This is a genomic window from Halosimplex litoreum, from assembly GCF_016065055.1.
Classification (GTDB): domain Archaea; phylum Halobacteriota; class Halobacteria; order Halobacteriales; family Haloarculaceae; genus Halosimplex; species Halosimplex litoreum.
This window is the reverse complement of the sequence record NZ_CP065856.1, coordinates 1,141,516-1,161,601: the sequence shown is the minus strand read 5'-3', so window position 1 is coordinate 1,161,601 and position 20,086 is coordinate 1,141,516. Positions and strand designations below refer to the sequence as shown.

Here is a 20,086-nt window from a genome sequence, read left to right as displayed (position 1 = left end):
CGGGTGAACTCCGTTCAGTGCAGACCGGCGGGAGGTACGAGGTCTCGGGCCAGGACCGAGCCGCTTCCCAAAACGCATTTGTTGCTCGTCGGGAAAGTTCCGTGGCGAACGTGGACCGGAACCGTCTCGGATACCTCCTCGCTCTCCTCGTGGTGGCGAACGCGAGCTGGACGGCCGCTGTCGACCACCGGGTCGGTTCCGTCGAACGGGACGTGGAGGGGGTGGCGACCGACGTCCGAGACCTGCGGGAGGTGAGCAGCGTCACCGCTTCGACCCGTGCCCTGAACCGGACGGCGATCGTTCCGCTACTCGCGTACGATACGGAATCCGCCGCCGGGAGGTTGGTTCACATCTCCGTGACTCGTGTTCCGGCGAGCGGCATCCACGTCGACGTGACCGAACTCGACTACGGGCGGGGGTTCCAGCGTTCGCTCCGGAGCGCGAGGGGGCTCGTCGCCGGTGACGGCGGGGCGGGCGGGTACTACGTCGAACCCATCGTCCCGGACGCGTGGCAGTACCTCTCCGGGGAGAGCGGCGGACTGCCGGTCGCACTCGGTTTCGTCGCCCTCCGGACGGAGTGTCGGCTGAACGGGAGCGTCGCCGCGACCGGTCGGCTCGACGAGGACGGATCTATCGAACGAGTGCGGCGGCTCGGTGCGAAAGTGGACGCCGCCGTAACGACAGGGCGCGCCACGTTGCTGGTCCCACCGGGCCAGCGGCGGACACGGGGTGAAATCGAAACCGTCCCCGTCGCGAACCTCTCTGCTGCGGTCGAACACGGGCTCGTCGACCCGTCCGGAGGGCCCTGCGATCGGACACTCCCCCTCGGTGACTGAGACTGGTCCCGGATCCGTCGGGCACAGCCGCGACGGTCGGCCGACGCCGTTCGTGGCGGCTGGCGTGACATTCACTCGGCGAACACAAGACAACAATTTTAAATTAGACACGCAACGATCGGTCAGTGACGTATGTTCGCTGCAAAACAGGGGTCGGGCAGGGGCAGAACGTGGTTACAGTACGTGTTGATCGCAGCGGTCGCCCTCTTCGTGCTGACGGGAGCCGCCGCTGCACAGGACAGCGGGGACAGCGGGGACAGCGGGGACAGCGAGGACGACACGTCGGCGGAAGATGAACTCACGAACCAGATCAGGCAGATCGCGGACTTCCTCTCGGTGGTCATCTTCGCCGTGGCCGTTCCGAACGGTGCGTACGGGCTCTTCGAGTACATGACCGCAGGAACGGACACGGAGTCGACACAAAAAGGGAAAAAGCGCATCCGGAACTCGTTCGTCGCAGTCGCCGGCGTGGGCGTGATCCAGGTGGCAGTGCGGTTCCTGGGGTCGCTCCTCGGTCTGACCGCGTGAGTCGGGCAACGGATCCCCGCTTTCCACACTCGCCGATGCGTCGATCATCCGGATACAAGTGGTCCGCCGTCGGAGTTCTCGCCGTCTTAGTCGTCACGCCCGTCGTGGTCGTCGGGGCGCTCCCCACGAGTGCGCCCGATATCCCCGGTGGCCCGGAGCGACTGTACTACTCCGACGACGCCGACCGGGACCCGGACATGCCCGAGGAACCCGACCCGAACAGGGGTACCATCGATCCGGCGAGATACGCCGAAGTCGCCGACATGGGGTTTTCGACGACCACGGGCCGGTTCCAGGAGTACCGGGCCGACCAGCACGCGTCACTGAGCCGCCGGGTCGGTTCCTCGCTGGTGTTTCCCCATAGCTCGCCGAGGTCCGGTCGCCGATTCAAGCAGGCCCACGCGACGTTTATGGGATTCGACAGCGGCGCGAAACCACGATTGACCGGCGGCAACTACCCGTACTACATCGCCGCCCGGGGACAGATCCGGTACTTCGCGGACTATCTCTTCGTCCCGCACACGCCGTACGACGACGGGGAGTGTACCGATACGTCGTTCTCGGAGGCGGACGTCGACAGCGACAACGAGACCGAATACGTCGACGGGGAGCGGACGTGTTACTCCTACAGTCGCACGTTCGTCGAGACGCGGACGCTGGAACTCGACGGGAGGCGGGAGCCGCTCGCGAAAGAGAACTACACCGGGCGCTCGAACCCCGGAAGCGAGACGTTCGAATACGACCTCTCCGGGATTCACGGTGAGCGCACGCTCACTCTGAAGGGGAATTTCACCGTCGTCCGGACGGTGAACGTGACTCGGGGGGACTGGGACCCCGACACCGGGGACGGGTCGGAGACCAAGTCCGCAGGTGACTGGGACGTCGTCTCCTTCAGGGAAGCCAACCGGACGTTCACCACCATCGCGACCGATCGGCGGGACGTCCAGGTCACGGACAGCGGGGGAATCGACGTGGACCAGACCGTCGTCAACACGGGCGAGGAAACGCAAGCCGTCGTGCTGTCGTTCGACGGGGCGCGGTCGGGGGAGTCGGTTTCCCGGTCGGATCTCCGCAGCCGCCCCCTGCTGTCGTCGGTCCGGTTCGGGAGCGAGCACCGAATCGCAGGGTCCTGGCAGGTGTTCACGCACCGACAGTACAGCCGGACCTACAGAGTCTCGAAAGACGGAACCTCGGTGAACGATCGCCCGAAGAACGTCCTTCGGGCGTCGCTCGTCCCCGACGTACCGGGTCCCGCGGTCGACTCCTCGGGCGGGCGTCCGGGACCGGTGATACGGTCGTCGGACGGCGCCGAGACGGACCCGGAGGTCGTCGGCCACGAGTCCTATCTGGGCGAGATGCGAACCGCGTCGCTGGGCTCGAACTTCGCGTTCGAACAGCGCCGACCCCTGTTCTACGGGACTATCGTGGTCAGACGAGCCGCCTCGCCCGCGACCGAACTGGAGACGATCCACGGAAACTCGATCACGGTCGACGTGGACTCGGAGGTCCCCTACGTTCGGCCGGCGATCGACATCGAAGCGGTTGGCTCCGACGGGATCAGAGTCACCGTGACCGACCCGGAGACGGGCGCGCCGCTCTCGGGCGTGGACCTGTCACTGTTCGGCCTCGGCGACTCCCAAGCGACGACCGACACGAACGGCGTGGTCGAGACCGAACTCACGGGCAGTTTCGTTCGGGTGACCGCCCAGCGTGACTCCTGGCGAAATCCCGGCGCCGTCTTTCACGGTCGGGCGACCGAATCACGGACGTTCCTGCCGGAGACGGCCGTCCTCCGACACGCCCAGGACCTCGTCTTCGCCGGCGTCTTCGCGTCACCGGTCGTCCTCATTTACTTCTGGCTCAGAACGATCGAACTCGAACTCTGACAGATGACCAGCACGGACCCTACCAGACGCCGTCGACCGCTCGACGCGGGCCCATGGAGAGATGGGCGCCAGCGGCGGTGTCCCGGTCGGGCCGAGGTGGTCGGCGGAGTCCCCGTTCGCTCGGGCGAACGGGGAACCCGTGCCCCACGGAGGCAGTCGTCCGCCGGTCTACGCCGCAGTCCCGGGGCGACCGTCCGAGACGAGTGTCGAGTGAACGCCACGCACAGTCCCGGGAGCGACTCCATCGTCGACTCGGGGCTCCGGGGAGAAACGGGGTGTGTCGACGGATGCAGATAGACGTTCTCGGGCCGCTGAAAGCGGTCTTCGAGTGGGCGTTCGAGAAACTCCTGGAGGGGATCAACACCCTCCTCCAGGTCCTGATCAGCAGCGTCGTCGAGCTGGTCGGCGCGTTCCTGGAGATCGGGCTCGACCCGATGAGCGACCTCCAGCCGATCTGGGAGCTCTCGATGACCATCTACTTCGCGCTGTTGTCGATCCTCGCGATGGGGGTGCTGGGGATGGTCCAGCTGTTCCCGGAGTCCGAGCGGGTCGACCCCTACCGGTTCGCCGGGCGGGGCTTCGCCGCGACGGTCTCGCTGGTGGTCGTCAACCCGCCGGGCGACTCCGGACTGTTCTCGAAGGGGCTGATCGCCTGGGCGGTGACGGTGGTCAACTCGATCCAGAACGCCCTACTGAGCAACGCCAGCTGTTTCAGCGGTCCGGACTCCTGTTTCGGGACCATCTCGCTGGCGTCGGCCGGGAGCGGCATCGCGGGTCTCGTCGTCGTCGTCGTGATCGGGCTGTTCTCCTCGATCTCGATACTGATGGTCCTCATCGGGTTTCTCATGCTGCTGGTCGTGCGCGAGATCCTGGTGTACGTGGCCTTCGCGCTGTACCCGTTGCTGATCGCGATGTGGGTGGTCGACGTCGGGCCGCTGAAGTACGGCAAGCAGCTGTCGGCGCTGGTGTTCAAAGCCGCGGGACTGATGCTCGTCGCGGGGGTCGTCGTCGCCGGGATTATGGCGGTGTCCGTCCAGATCGCCATGGGCGGCGGCGGTGGCGAAGCCGCGACGGCCGCCGCGAACGCGTCACTCGGAGCCGGCGCCGCCGAGGGGGGGACGCTCGGCGCGTCGGCGAGCCTGACGGACACGGTCCGGAACGCGATAACCCAGACCGTCGCGGTCGTCGCGGTCCTGTTCGGCGGCGCCCTCGTGATGTCGATGGCCGCGTCGCTGTCGGGCGTCGGCGGCGTCGGCAGCGCGGTGAAGCGCGCGAGCAGCAGCGTCGCGAGCAAGGGGAAGGGCGCGCTCGGCAAGCGAATCGGAAGCGGGTCCGGCTCCGGTGGCAGTTCCGGGTCGGCCGCGGGAGCCGCCGCCGGTGGGGCCGCCGCGGGCGGCGAGGACGCCGGTGGCGGAACCACGCCCGACCGCGATTCCGCCGACCCGTTGAACCACGGCGGGGCGGACACGCCGGAGAACCCGTCGGTCGGGAGTCTCGACGGCGTCCGCGATAGCGTCACGTCGCCGTCGCCCACCGGGACGAGCGGACCGACCGTCCCGCCCGAAACCGGCACTCCGTCTCGGGACACTCCTGCGGCCAGTCGGGGCGAGGAGTCGCCCAACGGCGCGTCGGGGTCCACCCCGGCTCAAACCGCGATCCCCCAGTACGAAGACGGGAGCCAGCCCGACACTGCGGCGTTCGCTGGCGGCCGCGATCCGGACCCCGACCGGAGCCGCCAGCGCTACGCGTCCGAGGACGTCAACCCCTTCGAGGCGGCCGAAGACAAGGAAGACTTCATGAACAACCACGGCTACGACGACGCGAACGAGACGATGATGGAGGCGATGTGGGACGCGAACGTGGCCGACCGGAGCATCGACAAGAGTAGCGGTCGGAAACTACTCTCGGAGATGATGGGTCCGGCGGGTGGCGCAGTCGGCGGGGCGGCCGTAGCGGCGGCGGGTCTGGGTTCGTTGCCGGTCGCAGGTGCCCTCGCCACCGTTGGCATGGCGGGGACCGTCGCCTACACTGGTAAGCGGGCGATTCAGCAGGGAAGCGTCCGCGAAGGGGCCGCGGACACGCTCAAAGCTGGCGCTAACCTCACACAGACCGGACTCGAGAAGGTCGAGACGTTGGGTCGGCAGTCATACGAAACGGTCAGCGGATCTGAGGAGTCGAGCGGCTTTAGCACTGATTCCTCGAATGACAACATCAAATAACGATGGAAACAGAAATCACGGGTGCAGATGGAGAGCAAGGAATCGGCATTAATGTCTTTGATGAGCGAACAAACCGTCACTGGCTTGCGCTAAACTGGGATGGCGGTGTTAGAGAACATCAACAAGAAGCATACTCACATAATCCAGCGGACCGCACACCGGACGAGCAGCGGATCATGACTCAGGTCGAAGAACGGGCTAAATACGCGGCCCAGCAGGAGTTCCCAGACGCGGATATCCTCTACCCGATGTGGGACCCCGATCACGTCGAAGCGGGATTACGCTCGCTGTCCTCCTACGATGTCGAAGCGTTCCACGAGGAGTTCAGGGAGTTTTACAAAGCGATTCAGGCCCCCAAAGAGTACGTCCAGGATCCGGAGATGGACGAGGCGACGGCGGTAGTCAACAAGACGATACGGTTCAGCGAGGACCGAGTCGTGGACGTTGCAGATCTCGTCGTCGAGTACCAGCGGGAGAACGGACAAGACCGGGTCGCCGGCTCGTATCCATCCTGGCCGGACGAAGAAACGCTGGTGCTCCACCTGCCGAAAGTCGAGTTGGCCGAGGACTTTGTCTACGAAGACCAGATGGAAGACGTCGTCGTCTCGCACGTCATGGCACAGATCAGGGACATCTACCTCAACATGGGCGAGGATCCGCCCGAGGAGTATCGCGTCGAAGGGATCGGGAAATTGCACATCGTCGGCGACGAGGGGTGGATGGAGGCCCAACCGACGACATCTGGATGACTCTCGAACGAGCGACCTTTTTCGACTGGGTAACGCGACACGGTGAGCAATGACAGTGGCGGCGTCGATGTCGGGCGTCGGCGGCGTGGGCGGCGCGATCAAGAGCGGCATCGGCGGTGCGGTCGGCAAGGGCAAGCAGGTGGTCGGTCGCGGGAGCGGGAGCGGTGGCAAGTCCAGCGGGTCGAACTCGGGGACAGCGGCCGGGAGTCCCGAGCCGGCCGGTGGGACGGCCAGTTCCAGATCCGGCTCGGCCGGCGAGGCGACACGGAGCCAGTCCGGTACGGACTCGCGGGAGTTGCCCGACACCACCAGTGGTGACCGGCTCGATAATCCCGGCATCGACGAGTACGGACGGGACACGCCGGGGACGAGCGGGCCGGTCGCCGGCTTCAGCGGCGCGGGGAGCGAGCGTCGGAGCCGGATCAAACGGCGATCTCGCAGTACGAAGACGGGAGCCAGCCCGACACTGCGGCGTTCGCTGGTGGCCGCGACCCGGACCCTGATCAGAGCCGCCAGCGCTACGCGTCCGAGGACGTCAACCCCTTCGAGGCGGCCGAAGACAAGGAAGACTTCATGAACAACCACGGCTACGACGACGCGAACGAGACGATGATGGAGGCGATGTGGGACGCGAACGTGGCCGACCGGAGCATCGACAAGAGTAGCGGTCGGAAACTACTCTCGGAGATGATGGGTCCGGCGGGCGGCGCAGTCGGCGGGGCGGCCGTAGCGGCGGCGGGTCTGGGTTCGTTGCCGGTCGCAGGTGCCCTCGCCACCGTTGGCATGGCGGGGACCGTCGCCTATACTGGCAAGCGGGCGATTCAGCAGGGAAGCGTCCGCGAAGGGGCCGCGGACACGCTCAAAGCTGGCGCTGACCTCACACAGACCGGACTCGAGAAGGTCGAGACGCTGGGGCGGGAGTCCTACCAGACCGCCACCGACTCAGGAGATGCTGTTGACGACGGAACGAGGTTCGATTAACAATGGAAGCCAATATTCTCGGCCAAGATGATCAAGGCTGTGGCGTTGAAGTCTTCGACGAGAACAACAACCGCCACTCTATATCAATTAATTGGGGTGGGACAATTCATAAGCACTCTACCGAGAATTATCCTCTTCAGCCCGAGAATCGCACACCGGACGAGCAGCGGATCATGACCCAGGTCGAAGAACGAGCTAAGTACGCGGCGCAACAGGAGTTCCCGGACGCAGAGATCCTCCATCCGATGTGGGATCCGGCCCACGTCGAAGCGGGATTACGCTCGCTGGCCTCCTACGACGTCGAAGCGTTCCACGAGGAGTTCAGGGAGTTCTACGAAGCGATCCAGGACCCCAAAGAGTACGTTCAGGATCCGGAGATGGACGAGCCGACGGCGGTCGTCAACAAGCCACTCCGGTTCAGCGACGACCAACTGGTTGATGTCGCGGATCTCGTCGTCGAGTACCAGCTCGAGACCGGCCAGGATCGTGTCGTGGGGTCGTATCCGTCCTGGCCCACAGAGGAAACGCTAGTGCTCCATCTCCCCAAAGTGGAGTTGGCTGAGGACTTCGTCTACGAAGATCAGATGGAAGACGTCGTCGTCTCGCACGTCATGGCTCAAATCCGGGATATCTACCTCAACATGGGTGAGGACCCGCCCGAGGAGTACCGTGTCGAGGGTATCGGGAAGTTGCATATTGTCGGCGACGAGGGCTGGATGGAGCGCCAATCGACGACAGGATGACACCCGAACGAGCGATTCCTGGTGGCTGGACGACGGGACGCGGTGAGCAATGTCGGTAGTCGCGTCGCGCTTCGGTGGGAGGGTGAAATCGACCGCTTGCACGGCCGGTGGGTCGGGCGGCGAATCGGAGTCGTCCAGCGGGCCCAGCGGCGACGCGACGCCAGCGACCGACGACAAAGTGTCGACACCGTCGAGTCAGCCGACGCCGGACCAGCAGGACATCTCGCTGTCGGAGGCCGACTCCGCCGACGACTTCGAGGACGCGCTGTCCGACGAGTGGTCGGACGAGCAGGTGGACGACCTCCAGCAGATTTACGAGCAGGCCGGCGGGAATACCGAAAACAAGCACCTGGAGTCGGCAGCCGGCGACGCGGTCAAAGGCGCGATCACCGGCGCGGTGTCGGGCGGTGCGGCCGGGACGGTCGCCGGCCCGGTCGGGACTGTGGTCGGTGCGGGCGTCGGCGCGGTCAGCGGGGCGGTCGGCGGCGCCGCGAAAGGGCTGGCGGGGAGTGGCGCGGCGAGTTTCACGCGAAAACTCCGGGAGACCGGGAGTCTGGGCGAAGCCGGGCGAGCCACCGTCGACTCGTTCACCAGCGAAATGCGCGAAGAGTGGTACGACCTCGACTTCAGTCTCGGTGAGAGTGGTGGGGCGGACACTCGTGATGGGACTATGGATGATAGTGAATTCAAACAAAGAAACGACGACTAACCCGTGGTACAGAATGAAACGAGTGATAGCGCGAAAACTAAGCAGAAAGGACCTATTATGGAAGTAGAAATTCTCGGCCAGAACGATACAGAAGTTGGTGTGGAAATATTTGATGGAAGACAGATTGGTCACGTAGTACACGTCGGGTGGGACGGTGAAATTAAAAAACATTACGCGGATGATTACCCGAAATATCGCGAGGGGCGGACGTTCGAACAACAACGGATCATGACGCAGGTCGAAGCGCGGGCGAAACTGGCTGCCCAGCGGGAGTTCCCCGAGGCGGAGATCGTGAATCCGGAGTGGATTCCCGAAGAGGTCGAACGCGGGATCGAAGCGCTGCAAACCATGCACGTCGACGACTTTGCCGAGCAGTTCGAGACGTGCTACGAGATGGTGACTGCGCCGGAACGATTCGAGGACGTGACCGAAGAGACTGCGCAGATCATCACTCAGCCATACATCGTCGACGAGGACAACGACATCGAGTTCGTGCCGACGCCGATCATCCAGTATCGGAAAGACGGTGAGGTCCAGACGACCCACCGAGACTCGCGGATGTCGAAGTACGACACGTCACCGGGATATCCAGCGAAGAAATTCACGATCACGTTGCCGCCCATGGAGTTCCGGGAGGGTGACTACGAGTTTCCCGACGGCTTTCAGGTGTTCCTCGTCGAGCACATGATGGCGAAGATCCGTGATATCTACCGTCACGTCGGTGAAGAACCGCCCGAACCCTACGCCGACATCGACGAGGAGCTGCCGGGGAAGTTGTTGACAACCGAAGATAAAGAGTACTACGACGACGACTTTTGACTCGACCGATGGTGGGCTCTGACGGTGCGGTCGGCGGCGCCGCGAAAGCCGTGGCCGGCAGCGGGGGACGAGAGCGCCGATCCGACCACCGCCGCGGTCAGTTCGGCCGGGTACCGATTCACCGGCCGACAGCGGGACCGCACCCGACCGCAGTTCGGCCGAATCGACGCGGGCTACGTCGGAGACTCTGCGGGGAAAAGCGTGGCCGTTCGCCCCGTACGTTCGTGAAACGCCGTTCTTTCGGAAGGCGCGGCTGTCCTCCCGTCGGCCGCTCGCACGAACGACAGCGAGCTCGTAAGTCGCCGTGAAATGCACTTCGAGAGAGTTCGTCCGTTCGACATCCAAAGAAATATTAGAGAGAATATATATCGATGTGGTAGAGACGATGAAAACCGCGAGGGTGCCGGGGAAAATCCTCAGGACGACCGTGATGCTGGGGCTGACGTTCGACGAACTCGTCGTGTTGGGGTCGGTACCGATGGTGCTGGTGTTGCCGACGCTCTACATCGAGGAGATATCGTTCGTGTGGTCGCTGTTGCTGATCGGGGTGGCCGCTGTCGGTGTCGTCGTCGTCGCGGTCCGAACGCCGGAAGGGCAAACGCCGGTCGAATGGGCTCCGGCGGCCGCTCGGCGGCGATTGATGCCGTCGGTGTACTATCTCAAGCCGGCGGAGCGAAACAGGGGCCCAGTCACGTATCGAGACCGGATCCACACGCACGAGCAGATCCGACAGGAGTCCCCCGGCGACGATGTCGCGTACGCGGAAACGCTGGTCGCCTCCGAAGCGGACGACGACCGAACGTAGCACGGAGCGGAACACCGAGCGGGACCTGCAACGGGATCGAACTATGCCGGACCGAAGAGATAGCACACAGCAGGACGAGGACCGAGGGGAATCGGACGAGGACGGCCAGACGAGGGGGCAAGCGGGGAACGAGACCGACGGCGCCTTCGTCGGTGTGACGCCGTCGTTCGGGGGTGACGCCGACGCGGAGGACACCGTCGGGGGAGACGACGCGCGGTCCGACGAGAGCGTCGGGTCCGCAGACGACGGGAGTCCCGAGTCGCCGAAAGGGGACCCGGATGCGCATCGGGACACTCGGCCGCCGGCACAGGCCACGGACCCGACCGAACGGGGCGTGTTCGAAGTTCCGAACTATACGCAGGACATGCTGAACTTCGAATTCGTCCTGGAAGCGGACGACGACTGGGTCCCCGAAGGCGTCGACGGCGCTGGGATGGTGGTCGTCGACGAACAGAAGTACGTCGCGATACTCCGAGTCGAGCCCAGGAGCTGGTCGATCCACACGGCCGAGAAGAAGAGCCAGATCGCGGAGACGTACCAGTCGGCGTTTCTGGGGGCGCTCGATTTCCCGATCCAGATCGTCTCGTATCCGACTCGGTTCGACATTTCCGACCACGTCCAGCGGCTGGACGAGATCCGCGAGCGAAAAGAGGACGCGCGCGCCGCCAGCGAGTTGATAGACGTCGGTCGGAGCATCTACCCTCGCTGGCTCGACGAGTTCATCACGAAAAACGACATGAAACAGCGGCGGTTCTACGTCGTCGCACCCGTCTCGGTAGACATGATACAGGAATTACAGGCAGATTCGGGAGGGGTTCTGACGGACCTGGCCGACCGATTCCCGCCGTTGGCGTCGGTGATGGAGTTCCTCGGTGGCGACGACGGGGCGGACGTAACTCGAACGCAATGTGTTCGCGAACTGAACGCGCGACTCGGTCGAATTCAGGGTTCGCTTCAGCGACTGGACATCCAGGCCGAACGGCTCCGGGACCGAGACGAGGTCCTGAGCGTCCTCTATCACTACTACAACAACCAGCAACCGGTTCGCCCCGGCTTCGACAGACGGTCGTCGCGCAGCTACTACGATCCGTCGGCGTCGACCGGAGGGGTCGCGAATGAGTGAGGCGGTCGCGTGGCCGCTTCAGGCGTCGTTCGTCAGAGGCATTTACGACCTGTTCGGAATGGGGGAGTTCGTCGAGACCTACGGCGCGCTCCCGTCGCTGGTGCTGCTCGTGTCCGTCTTTATGATACTCGGTTCGACACCGATCTTTCTGAACGCGTCCCCCGGAGCGATCCGACGACGGATCGCGGATACCGTCGGCCGATCGGAGGGGGTGTCGGGCACTCGGGCGTCGGCGTCTGACGGCACGGCCGAAGGGGTTCGAGACGCCGAAAACGAGTTCGTAAGCGAGGCCGTGCGACGGCTACAACGGAGGGGCGAAGACGTCTCGGGGGAGGCGCTCCGGGACGAACTCGAGGAGATCGAATACGAGCGGTCGATGGACCAACGGGCGACCACCGGGGCAGTTCCGGACGCCGACGACAGGAGCGAATCGACACGTCTCAGCGTCGCCCCGAACCGGATCGTCGAATCGAAAAGTTACATCAAGCGTCTCGGGGGGAACAGGAACGAGAAACTTGCGCGCGTGCTGATCATCTCGGACTATCCGAGTCGAGTCGCGAACGGGTGGCTCGATACGCTCTTTACCACCGGACTCTCGACGAAAGGCGCCGAGGTGCGGGTGTCCCAGCAGATCTGGCCCCGGGACAGCCAGACGATGAAACAGAAACTCAACGTCCGTGCCACACGGCTGTCGACGAAACTCCAGGAGAAACGGGAGAAAGGGAAGGTCAACACACTCGAAGAGGAGAAGAAACTCGAACACATCAATCGCCTCCGGGACGAGCTGACCGCGGGGTCGGCGAAACTCTTCGACTTCGGCCTGTACTTCGAGGTCGTCGCGCAAGACGAAGACGCCCTCGACGAGGGGACCCAGGAACTCAAACAACACCTCGCCCAGTCGAACGCGAGGTTGGCGACGCTGTTCGACAGACAGCGCCAGTCACAGCGAGCCATCGCACCGCTAGCCGACGACCCCATACGGAAAACACAGGTGATGGACCAGCGGGCGCTGGCGACGGCGTTCCCGTTCACCGACCCGACCGTCGTCGAACCGTCGGGCGTGTTGCTCGGCTTCCACTCGGCGACGAACAGCCCTGTCGTCGTCGACCGCTTCCAGCGGTCGGGCCACAACATGCTCATCACCGGCAAGATCGGGTCGGGGAAGTCCTACCTCGCGAAGCTGGCGATGTGGCGACGGCTGATGATCGACCCCGACGCCGAAGTGCTCATCATCGACCCCGTGGGAGGGTTCGGCGATATCGTCGACGCGGTCGACGGCCAGAAAGTGACGATCAACAGTAGCACTATCATCAATCCGCTGGAGATCAAGGCGGCCGACAATCTAGAGGCGACCGACAGCAACCCCTACGACGAGAAGATCCGCAGCGTCATGGGGATGTTCGAGTCGCATTTCGAGGGCAGGCGCGAACTCAACAAAGAAGAGGAGGGGGTCCTCCGCCGTGCGATCCGGCTGGCGTACCTTCGGTACGGGATCACGAAGGACCCGGAGACGCACGGTAACGAGAGCCCGACCCTCGACGACGTCCTGGACGTGCTCCGGAACCTGGCCGACGGGCTCTCACCGGAGGAGTTCATCGACCCTCCACCCGAAAGCGAGTCAGTTCTGGCTTCGCTCTCGGCGTCCCGGGATCAACGCCGGTCAGCGGAGAGTCAAAAGCGGATCGCAGAGTACGCCCAGAGCGTCTTGCTGGGGCTCGAAGACTTCCAGCAGGGCGGACAGCGGGCCAACCTCAACGGTGAGACGAACGTCAGGCTCAACGAACGCGTCGTTCAGTTCGACCTGTCGAACGTCGCGGACGGACGGAACGAAGGGCTGTTGATGCACATCGTTCTGGACTGGCTCTTCCAGCGTGCGAAGAACAACGACGGCAACATGATCGTCGTCATCGACGAAGCGCACTACATGCTCGGCCACGACCAGTCGCTGGATATGCTGAACCTCTTCGTCCGTCACAGCCGCCACTACGGGAGCGGGCTGACGCTCATCAGTCAGACCGTCGACGAGTTCATGCACAGCGAGAAGGCCAAGGAGATCTACGACCAGTGCGACATCCGCGCGCTGATGCGCCACCAGGACCTCAGCGAGGAGGCGTGTGAGGCGCTCGGATTCACCGAGCGGGAGCGCAACTTCGTGCTCCAGGCACAGGCGGGGAACTCCGCCAGCTACTCCGAGTCGCTGCTCTACGTCACCGGCATCGGGAAGCTACGGATGCGCGTCCTGTCGAACGACTTCGAACACCACGTCGTCGACGGCGACCTGGACGCGTGGCGGTTCCTCGTGGACAACGAGATCGTCGACCCCGACGACGTCCCCGCGCACGAGTCGACGGGACCGCCTCCCCGAGGTCCGCGGAGCGAACGTGGCCAGCTGGACTGAACGATCTGTCGGGACGAGCGGTCGGAGACGGGGCGCCCCCGTCCCGGCGCGAGCGAACCGACTGCGGTCGAGCACGACTCACGCATGAGAGACGGAGATACCGACGGAGACGGCGACGCTCGTCACGGCCAGTTCCGGGTCTTCGGATTCGACGGGGAACGGACCGCGCTCCTCCGAGACGTGGACGCCGGTGTCCCTCGGTGGACCTGTCCGGGGGACGACGAACAGGTGCCGCTGACGGGGTCGCTCTCGCCCGGGGCGGTAGTCGAAGCGACGCTCGAACCGGCAGCCGACGGCGGTGAACCCTGGGCGCTCCGGTCCGTGTCGACGGTCCGAGAGACGACGCTCGCGTTCGTTACCCACGGCGCGCCGCCGGGGCCGGTCGTCGACACGTGGCTCGCCCGGGATTCGAACACCGGGGTCGGTGTCAGTCTCCGGCGGGACTCGTCCGGCGATCCGGTCTGTGAGCTACAGACGATTCCACAGTGGGTCGAGGGCCTCGACCGCTGGGAAGCGTTGCGAGCGGGAGCGCAGTCGCTCGAACGCTGGTACGACGGGACCGACACGGTCGCGGTAGCACCCGTCCACCTCGTATTCGTGAACGTCATGGAGCGCCCGTTCGTCGCTCTCTACGCCGTTCCGTCCGAAGGCCACGCGCTGGCCCGTCTGCGAGACGCGCTCGGTACCGGGGTGAGCGAACGTGGGGCGTGACCGGCTACGCCGCGTCGTCCGCGCGGCTCTCGCCCGCAGTCGGTGTCTCGGCGACGCTCCAGCGGTCCCGCGACAGCCGCCCGCTCCCCGCGGATCTGGTCGCACGGCCGTCGCGATACCCGTCGGGGTCGCGCCGCTCCAGATACCGGGGATCGATATCTTCGGAGCGTTTCGGTCCGCTATCGAGTGGTCCCTCGAACAGGTTCTCCGGGCCGTCCTCGGATCGCTCGACGCCGTCTTTAGCGTCGGCCTCGAGTGGTTCCTCTTTTTCAGGAATCCGACGTACGTGGCGGCGCTGAACGGGACGTGGTGGACGACGCTCGGCCTCTATCTCGCGATCGTTCTGGTCGCGACGTTCGGCCAGTTGCTGACCGCCGAGCTGCGACCGCAGAGCGAAGGTGCGGGCGTCCAGCGCTGGCTACGCCGCGTGCTCCTCGGATTCGTCGCGGTCCTCGTCTCCCGGGAACTGATCGGCTTCGCCGTCGCGCTCACGAACGCGATCGCCGGTGAGTTCTATCGGTATCCCTTCCGGATGCGCCTGGGTGCCGAGCTAGTCGCGCGACTCTTCGACAGCGGGTCACTGTTCGTCTCGCTCGCGCTCACGCCCGTCGTCGTGGTGCTCCTGCTGTTCGGCCTCGGGCTGCTGTTCGTCCTCGCCGTCCGGATGTACCTCGTCTACGTGGTGTACGCCGTCTTCCCGCTGTTGATGGCTCTCTGGGTCGTCGACGTCGGGCCGGCCGAACACGCGAAAGCGCTGGCCGAGCAACTGTTCTCCGTCACGGCCCATCTCCTCCTGGCCGGGATCGTGCTCACTGCGGTCCTCTCCATCGGCGTCGTCATCGCAGACCTCGACGGGGGGACGCCCGGCGACGCGTCCGGGGCGGACCTCTCGTTCGACGACGGGAGCGGTCCCGCGACCGTCGACGGGGACCGGTTCAGGAGCGCGCTCTCGGACCTCGTGACGTTCCTCGGGACGATCGGCACGGCGCTGGCTGTCAGCGTCCTCGCGGTCGTGCGGGGGGCGACCTGACGATGTGCGAGACCACGCTCGCCGGGCACGACCGCTCGGCCCGACCGTCGACGGTCGCGGAGGGGGAGAGATGAGCCCGTCCTCGGTCCTCCTCCAGTTCGGCGGTCTCCTCGATATCGATATCGCGGGCTACGTGAAGGAGGCCTTCACGTGGTACGCGTCGGTGTATCTCGACGCGGCCAGGCGGGGACTCGACGTGCTCCTCGACATCTACGCGGCCGTGCTACGGGAGGCGCTCACGCTCGACCCGGACATGCTCGCGTCCGTCGAGGGCGTGTATCAGCTTTCGACCGGGCTGTTCTTCGCGTTGCTCGCCGTGATGGCGCTGTCGCAGCTCGCGCTGTCGCAGCTCGCGCTCGGCCAGCTGTTCCCGCGGTCGTCCGCGACGGACCTGCACCGGTTCACCGAGCGGACGTTCGTCGCTATCGTCCTCATCTACGTCGTGAACCCGCCGGGCGACGGGACGCTGTTCGCCAGGGGCCTGTTCGCGTGGGCGTTCGAACTGGTCAACGCCCTGCAGGACTACTTGCTGGCCGACCTGGCCTCGCTCGACGTGACGGTGAACCTGGGGTCCCCGACGGAGTCGCTCTCGTCGGTCCTCCGGGCGGCGCTGACCGGCGGCCTCGTCTCGATACTCCTTCTCCTCTCGCTGCTACTGGGACAGCTGGCGCTGGCGCTGCGGCAGTTCGTCCTGGTGTCGATCTACGCGCTGTTCCCGCTGTTGCTCTCGTTCTGGCTCGTCGACATCGGCCCGCTCAAGTACGCCCGGCAGATCGCGGAGATCGCCTTCCAGTTGGCGGTCGTGTTGCTGGTCGCGGGCGTGCTCATCGCGGGGATGCTGAACGCCTCGCTTGGACTGCTGGCTGGTGGGACGGTCGGCGGCGAGGCTGCCACCGCCCGGGCAGTCGTCGACCAGTCCCAGACCCAACCCGGTTCGGGGAGCGAGTTGGGCGTCGTTCGCGGCGGGGCGTTGGCTGCCGATCCCGGCGGGTCGATTCAGGGAATGATCGCGGAGATGATGTTCCTGATGGTGTCCGGATTCGGTGTCTTCGGCGTGCTGGTGGTGGCGGTCCTGCAGTTGTTCAGTTCGGTCGGTGACGGTGGTGGCGGGGGTGGCAGTGGGGCGGAAAGACGAGGAGACGCGACAAGCCGGGGGACCAGTAGCGGCCAATCGATGCCGGGAACGCTCGCCGATCGTGTCGGGCTAAGTGGTGGGCTCGTCGGCGGGCGATTCGGCGACGACGAACGGTCGTCAGTGCTCGATAGCGGTAGCATCGCGATGGGTATTGATTCCGGGGGTAACGGTGATGGTTTCGACAATCCTTCGGTGGTCGGTGAGGGTGGCCGTCACGAGGCACTCACCAACATCGAATTCAGCGACACTGTCGAGCTGCCCACAAATGAACATACCCAAAAGGAGGTGGTGAGTGAAACGACGTATCCGGCACTTGCGGAAGCGGAACGGAAGAAGCTGGACCAACAGATCCGCACACTCGACCCAGACGATAGCGAGATGGCTCTGAGGACCGTGGATACAGACGAGGGTCGACGACTCGCACTGGACGACGACGGGTACATCGAGATAGACGGGGAACTCACGGCCAAGGACATGCAGTTAGCACACGAGGTCTGGAAATCCGACGGGAGCAGTCATCCCGGGGGACAGCTCTGGGAAAAGATGGTCCGAGAACACCACGATATCGATGAAAAGCCAAGCGGGGCAATACCAGTGCAATCGGGCGGTATGGAGGGATATACGCCCTATGAAGAGCACGACTTCGGTAAGGGAATGGAGCTATCGGATGAAGCCGAAGAAGCCCTCGACGTGTATCAGCAGGCGAGTCACAGGTTTATCGAAGAGAACCACGAGAAAATAGACGCCGCCAGCGTCGACGAGGAAACCGGCGAGATCACGCTGGATCTCCAGCGAGGACTCACTCACCGCACCGGTGACATGGCACGGCAGGTCCTCGAAGATTTCGATGCCGAGAGCTACGAACTCCCGCGCAATCAGGCAGTCAGTAACACGTCCGCCTCGAAATCTACCGCGGAAGGATACGCCACCGAGTGGGGGACTGGAATGGTTGTGGAAAAAACCGTCGACAAAGACGAAATCGTCATTTCGGATGCGATCCGTACCGTCAAGAAAAACGGGATGTGCGACGACAGGTTTGATCCCGAGGAAGGTGTCGTAATGGGTGATGACGAGTATCAAGTTCCCGGTGGAGCCATTGGGACTATCTCCGGGAGGGAGGACGAATCTGGTGTCAAGCTCACAGATGGCGACGGACAATCCACGTTCAAAGACGCACTCAAAAATCCTGATCAATTAACAGTCGAAGGACACCAACACACGGCAAAAACACTTCAAAAAGTTGCCGATGATCACGATCGCGTGGAAGTTGATGATGTAGCAAAAGATTGTATCGAAGATTGGTATAAAAACTCACCTAAAGAGGAGATGGGCAGAAACCAAACCGGTGAAGGTGAGAGGGGATGGATCGATGACAGCGAAACCAAAGAAGCATGGGAAGAGGAACTCAAATCCGACCTACGTAAACTCGGTGCAGATGTTTAATTAAAACGATGTATTATCATCCATATCGATTGGTCCATACGGACTTTTCCGAGTTCATAGATGAAGATCTCGTCGCGCATCATGCTCGTTCCATAGCAAATAGCCTCTCCGATGACGGTGACCTCGACGAATTCGAGCGAAAGCAACGCCGAATGAGTCACTTCAAACGCCGAGTCGCCCCTGCCGTGGCAAACCTTCTTCGGCAACACGATATTGCAGACATTTCAGATGACGATATCGATTTGTATTTAATTGCATATTCGCTGGTCGGTGAATACGGGTACGAGCAGTACAACACAAAAGGCGAAGAGAAATACCGACAGATTTCCGATGAAGGGGTGCATAAAGGCAAGAAAACGGCAGAACATCTGATATCGAATATCTATAACGATCTAGGACACGCTCGTGTTCAGGGGATCATCGCCCACGTCCGTCGAACCGGTGAGCCTACCGAATTTGGTCACGCCCTGCTTCGCCGCTTTGACGCAATCCGCGACGAGGACGCGCCACTGTACGAGGGTGAAAAAATTTTCCGACGATTGCGCGGGCGCGAATTCAAGCGCTGGCACTCCCTGATGGCCGACGACGACCCCGAACACGGCTATTCGCTCGACGACTGGGTGCCGGACGACCTCGACCTCTCGCAGGCGCAAAAAGACGCCACCGTCGACCACGTCTTACTGGAAATCGACCAAGAGACGTTCGAACGCATCGAAGAGGGGGGGAAAGAAGCGCTCGAAAACCTCGGGCCCGACGAGCCAGAACCGTACATCTCTGCGGACATGCTCGCAGAAGTTGGCCGCGACCGGGTTCATGAGATCGCCCGCGAGGTCGCCAGCGTCGACGTCGAAGCCATCGACATTTCCGAAGTCGTCCTCGACGACGACCTCAAAGAGCGTGCGACGCAACTCGTCGAAGGCGAGTGGCCTGACTGGGATCTCCCAGTCCTACCCAGGTACGTCCGCCAGTATCGCGGCTATCGCAAGGACGACGACCAGCCGCGACCACCCGCGTCCGGCCAGCCTGCCGAACAGGACGACGATACCAACGGTACCTCCCCAGCCGACGGATCTGACGACGAACGATCCACAGCCGGCGCCGATGCCACCGGGACGGAAGCAACTGACGGCTCCGAAACGGCGGCCGGCACGTATCGAATCATCCGCGTCTGTCCCGACTACGACGCGATGCTGTGGGTCGACGTCGAGGCTAACGCTCGGTTGTGGGTGCGGATGGATACGGTGGAGTCCAACCAACTCCGATCGTTCGAGCAGTTCGTCCCGGGAAATCTGGTGTTCGCGACGCTGGTGGGCGGCGGTTCGAGCGAAGCGACACTGGAACCGCCAGCACCCGAGGACTGTTGGGAGATCGAAGTCGCGAAGCTGAAAGCCGATACGACGCTGACGTTCTACGCGAACGTAGCGTGGGTACCCAACATCGTCCACGGCGCGTTCGAACACGCCCCGGGCGCGGACCAGTGGGGCATTGGGACCTCGCTCGAAGCGGACCCCGAAGACGACCCTCACCGAGTAGAGGTCAGAGTCTCACCAGCCACTGCTGACAAAGACGAGGTGTTCTACGAGTTCCTCCGGGCGGAGCGGAGCCTGGAGGGTCTTTTCGAGGAACTTGGAACGTCTGAGGACCCGGCACAAGATATTATGGTCGTCCGACCAGTCGACGAACCCTACGTCGCCGTGCTGGCGTTCACAGAAGCGAGCGAGCGTGTCGACAATTTCCACCGGGACTTCCAGGAAGAGAGCGTCAAGCAGTAAGCACGGTGACGATCCATCGTCTGCGAAGTGCCGATCGCGTTCGTGGGACAGCAATTGATCGGCAGGGAACCGTTCTCTGGCTTATCAGAACGCGTCAAACCATAGATCCATCGTTGGTGACTAACCCTACGAGTCCCTCGTAGGTCGCCATTGGTGAGAAAGCGTAGTTCCTCGGGGACGGTCGCTGTCCCGATGGTCT

General features: G+C 63.7%; 16 protein-coding genes. All 16 read left to right on the top strand.

What is annotated here, in order from left to right; translation table 11 throughout:
- Positions 1–17: 17 nt before the first annotated feature.
- The 16 genes from I7X12_RS05700 (at position 18) to I7X12_RS05625 (ending at position 19,887) form a co-directional block, all read left to right on the top strand.
- Positions 18–836, top strand: a complete 819-nt coding sequence (locus I7X12_RS05700) for a hypothetical protein (protein WP_198062892.1) — start codon at positions 18–20, stop codon at positions 834–836.
- Positions 837–968: 132 nt separating this feature from the next.
- Positions 969–1,364 (top strand): hypothetical protein, encoded by a 396-nt coding sequence (locus I7X12_RS05695; protein WP_198062891.1) that lies wholly within the window; start codon positions 969–971, stop codon positions 1,362–1,364.
- A complete protein-coding gene (locus I7X12_RS05690) occupies positions 1,361–3,250 on the top strand; it encodes an Ig-like domain-containing protein (protein WP_198062890.1) in 1,890 nt (629 codons plus the stop codon). Before I7X12_RS05695 ends, I7X12_RS05690 begins: the two co-directional genes overlap by 4 nt.
- 287 nt (positions 3,251–3,537) lie before the next feature.
- Positions 3,538–5,469, top strand: coding sequence for a hypothetical protein (locus I7X12_RS05685; protein ID WP_198062889.1), 1,932 nt, complete (start codon positions 3,538–3,540; stop codon positions 5,467–5,469).
- Positions 5,470–5,471: 2 nt separating this feature from the next.
- Positions 5,472–6,218, top strand: a complete 747-nt coding sequence (locus I7X12_RS05680; protein WP_232343069.1) for a hypothetical protein — start codon at positions 5,472–5,474, stop codon at positions 6,216–6,218.
- A 573-nt stretch (positions 6,219–6,791) separates the two neighbouring features.
- Complete coding sequence (locus tag I7X12_RS05675; RefSeq protein ID WP_198062888.1) at positions 6,792–7,199, top strand: hypothetical protein; 408 nt, start codon at positions 6,792–6,794, stop codon at positions 7,197–7,199.
- Between the two features lie 2 nt (positions 7,200–7,201).
- Positions 7,202–7,942 carry a hypothetical protein gene (locus tag I7X12_RS05670; protein ID WP_198062887.1) on the top strand — a complete coding sequence of 247 codons (741 nt, stop codon included), beginning with the start codon at positions 7,202–7,204 and terminating at the stop codon, positions 7,940–7,942.
- 49 nt (positions 7,943–7,991) lie between these two features.
- On the top strand, positions 7,992–8,651 hold the full coding sequence (locus tag I7X12_RS05665; protein ID WP_198062886.1) for a hypothetical protein: 660 nt from the start codon (positions 7,992–7,994) through the stop codon (positions 8,649–8,651).
- A 57-nt stretch (positions 8,652–8,708) separates the two neighbouring features.
- A complete protein-coding gene (locus I7X12_RS05660; protein WP_198062885.1) occupies positions 8,709–9,470 on the top strand; it encodes a hypothetical protein in 762 nt (253 codons plus the stop codon).
- Positions 9,471–9,843: 373 nt separating this feature from the next.
- A complete protein-coding gene (locus I7X12_RS05655) occupies positions 9,844–10,275 on the top strand; it encodes a hypothetical protein (protein WP_198062884.1) in 432 nt (143 codons plus the stop codon).
- A gap of 43 nt (positions 10,276–10,318) precedes the next feature.
- A complete protein-coding gene (locus I7X12_RS05650) occupies positions 10,319–11,398 on the top strand; it encodes an ICP22 family protein (RefSeq protein ID WP_198062883.1) in 1,080 nt (359 codons plus the stop codon).
- Positions 11,391–13,796, top strand: coding sequence for a VirB4 family type IV secretion system protein (locus tag I7X12_RS05645; protein ID WP_232343068.1), 2,406 nt, complete (start codon positions 11,391–11,393; stop codon positions 13,794–13,796). Before I7X12_RS05650 ends, I7X12_RS05645 begins: the two co-directional genes overlap by 8 nt.
- 84 nt (positions 13,797–13,880) lie before the next feature.
- On the top strand, positions 13,881–14,507 hold the full coding sequence (locus I7X12_RS05640) for a hypothetical protein (protein WP_198062882.1): 627 nt from the start codon (positions 13,881–13,883) through the stop codon (positions 14,505–14,507).
- Entirely contained in the window at positions 14,497–15,537 is a 1,041-nt protein-coding gene (locus tag I7X12_RS05635; RefSeq protein WP_198062881.1) for a hypothetical protein, read from the top strand. The genes I7X12_RS05640 and I7X12_RS05635 overlap by 11 nt, the downstream gene beginning before the upstream one ends.
- A 70-nt stretch (positions 15,538–15,607) precedes the next feature.
- Positions 15,608–18,115 (top strand): hypothetical protein, encoded by a 2,508-nt coding sequence (locus I7X12_RS05630; protein ID WP_198062880.1) that lies wholly within the window; start codon positions 15,608–15,610, stop codon positions 18,113–18,115.
- Positions 18,116–18,144: 29 nt separating this feature from the next.
- Positions 18,145–19,887 (top strand): hypothetical protein, encoded by a 1,743-nt coding sequence (locus I7X12_RS05625; protein WP_198062879.1) that lies wholly within the window; start codon positions 18,145–18,147, stop codon positions 19,885–19,887.
- Positions 19,888–20,086: the final 199 nt, after the last annotated feature.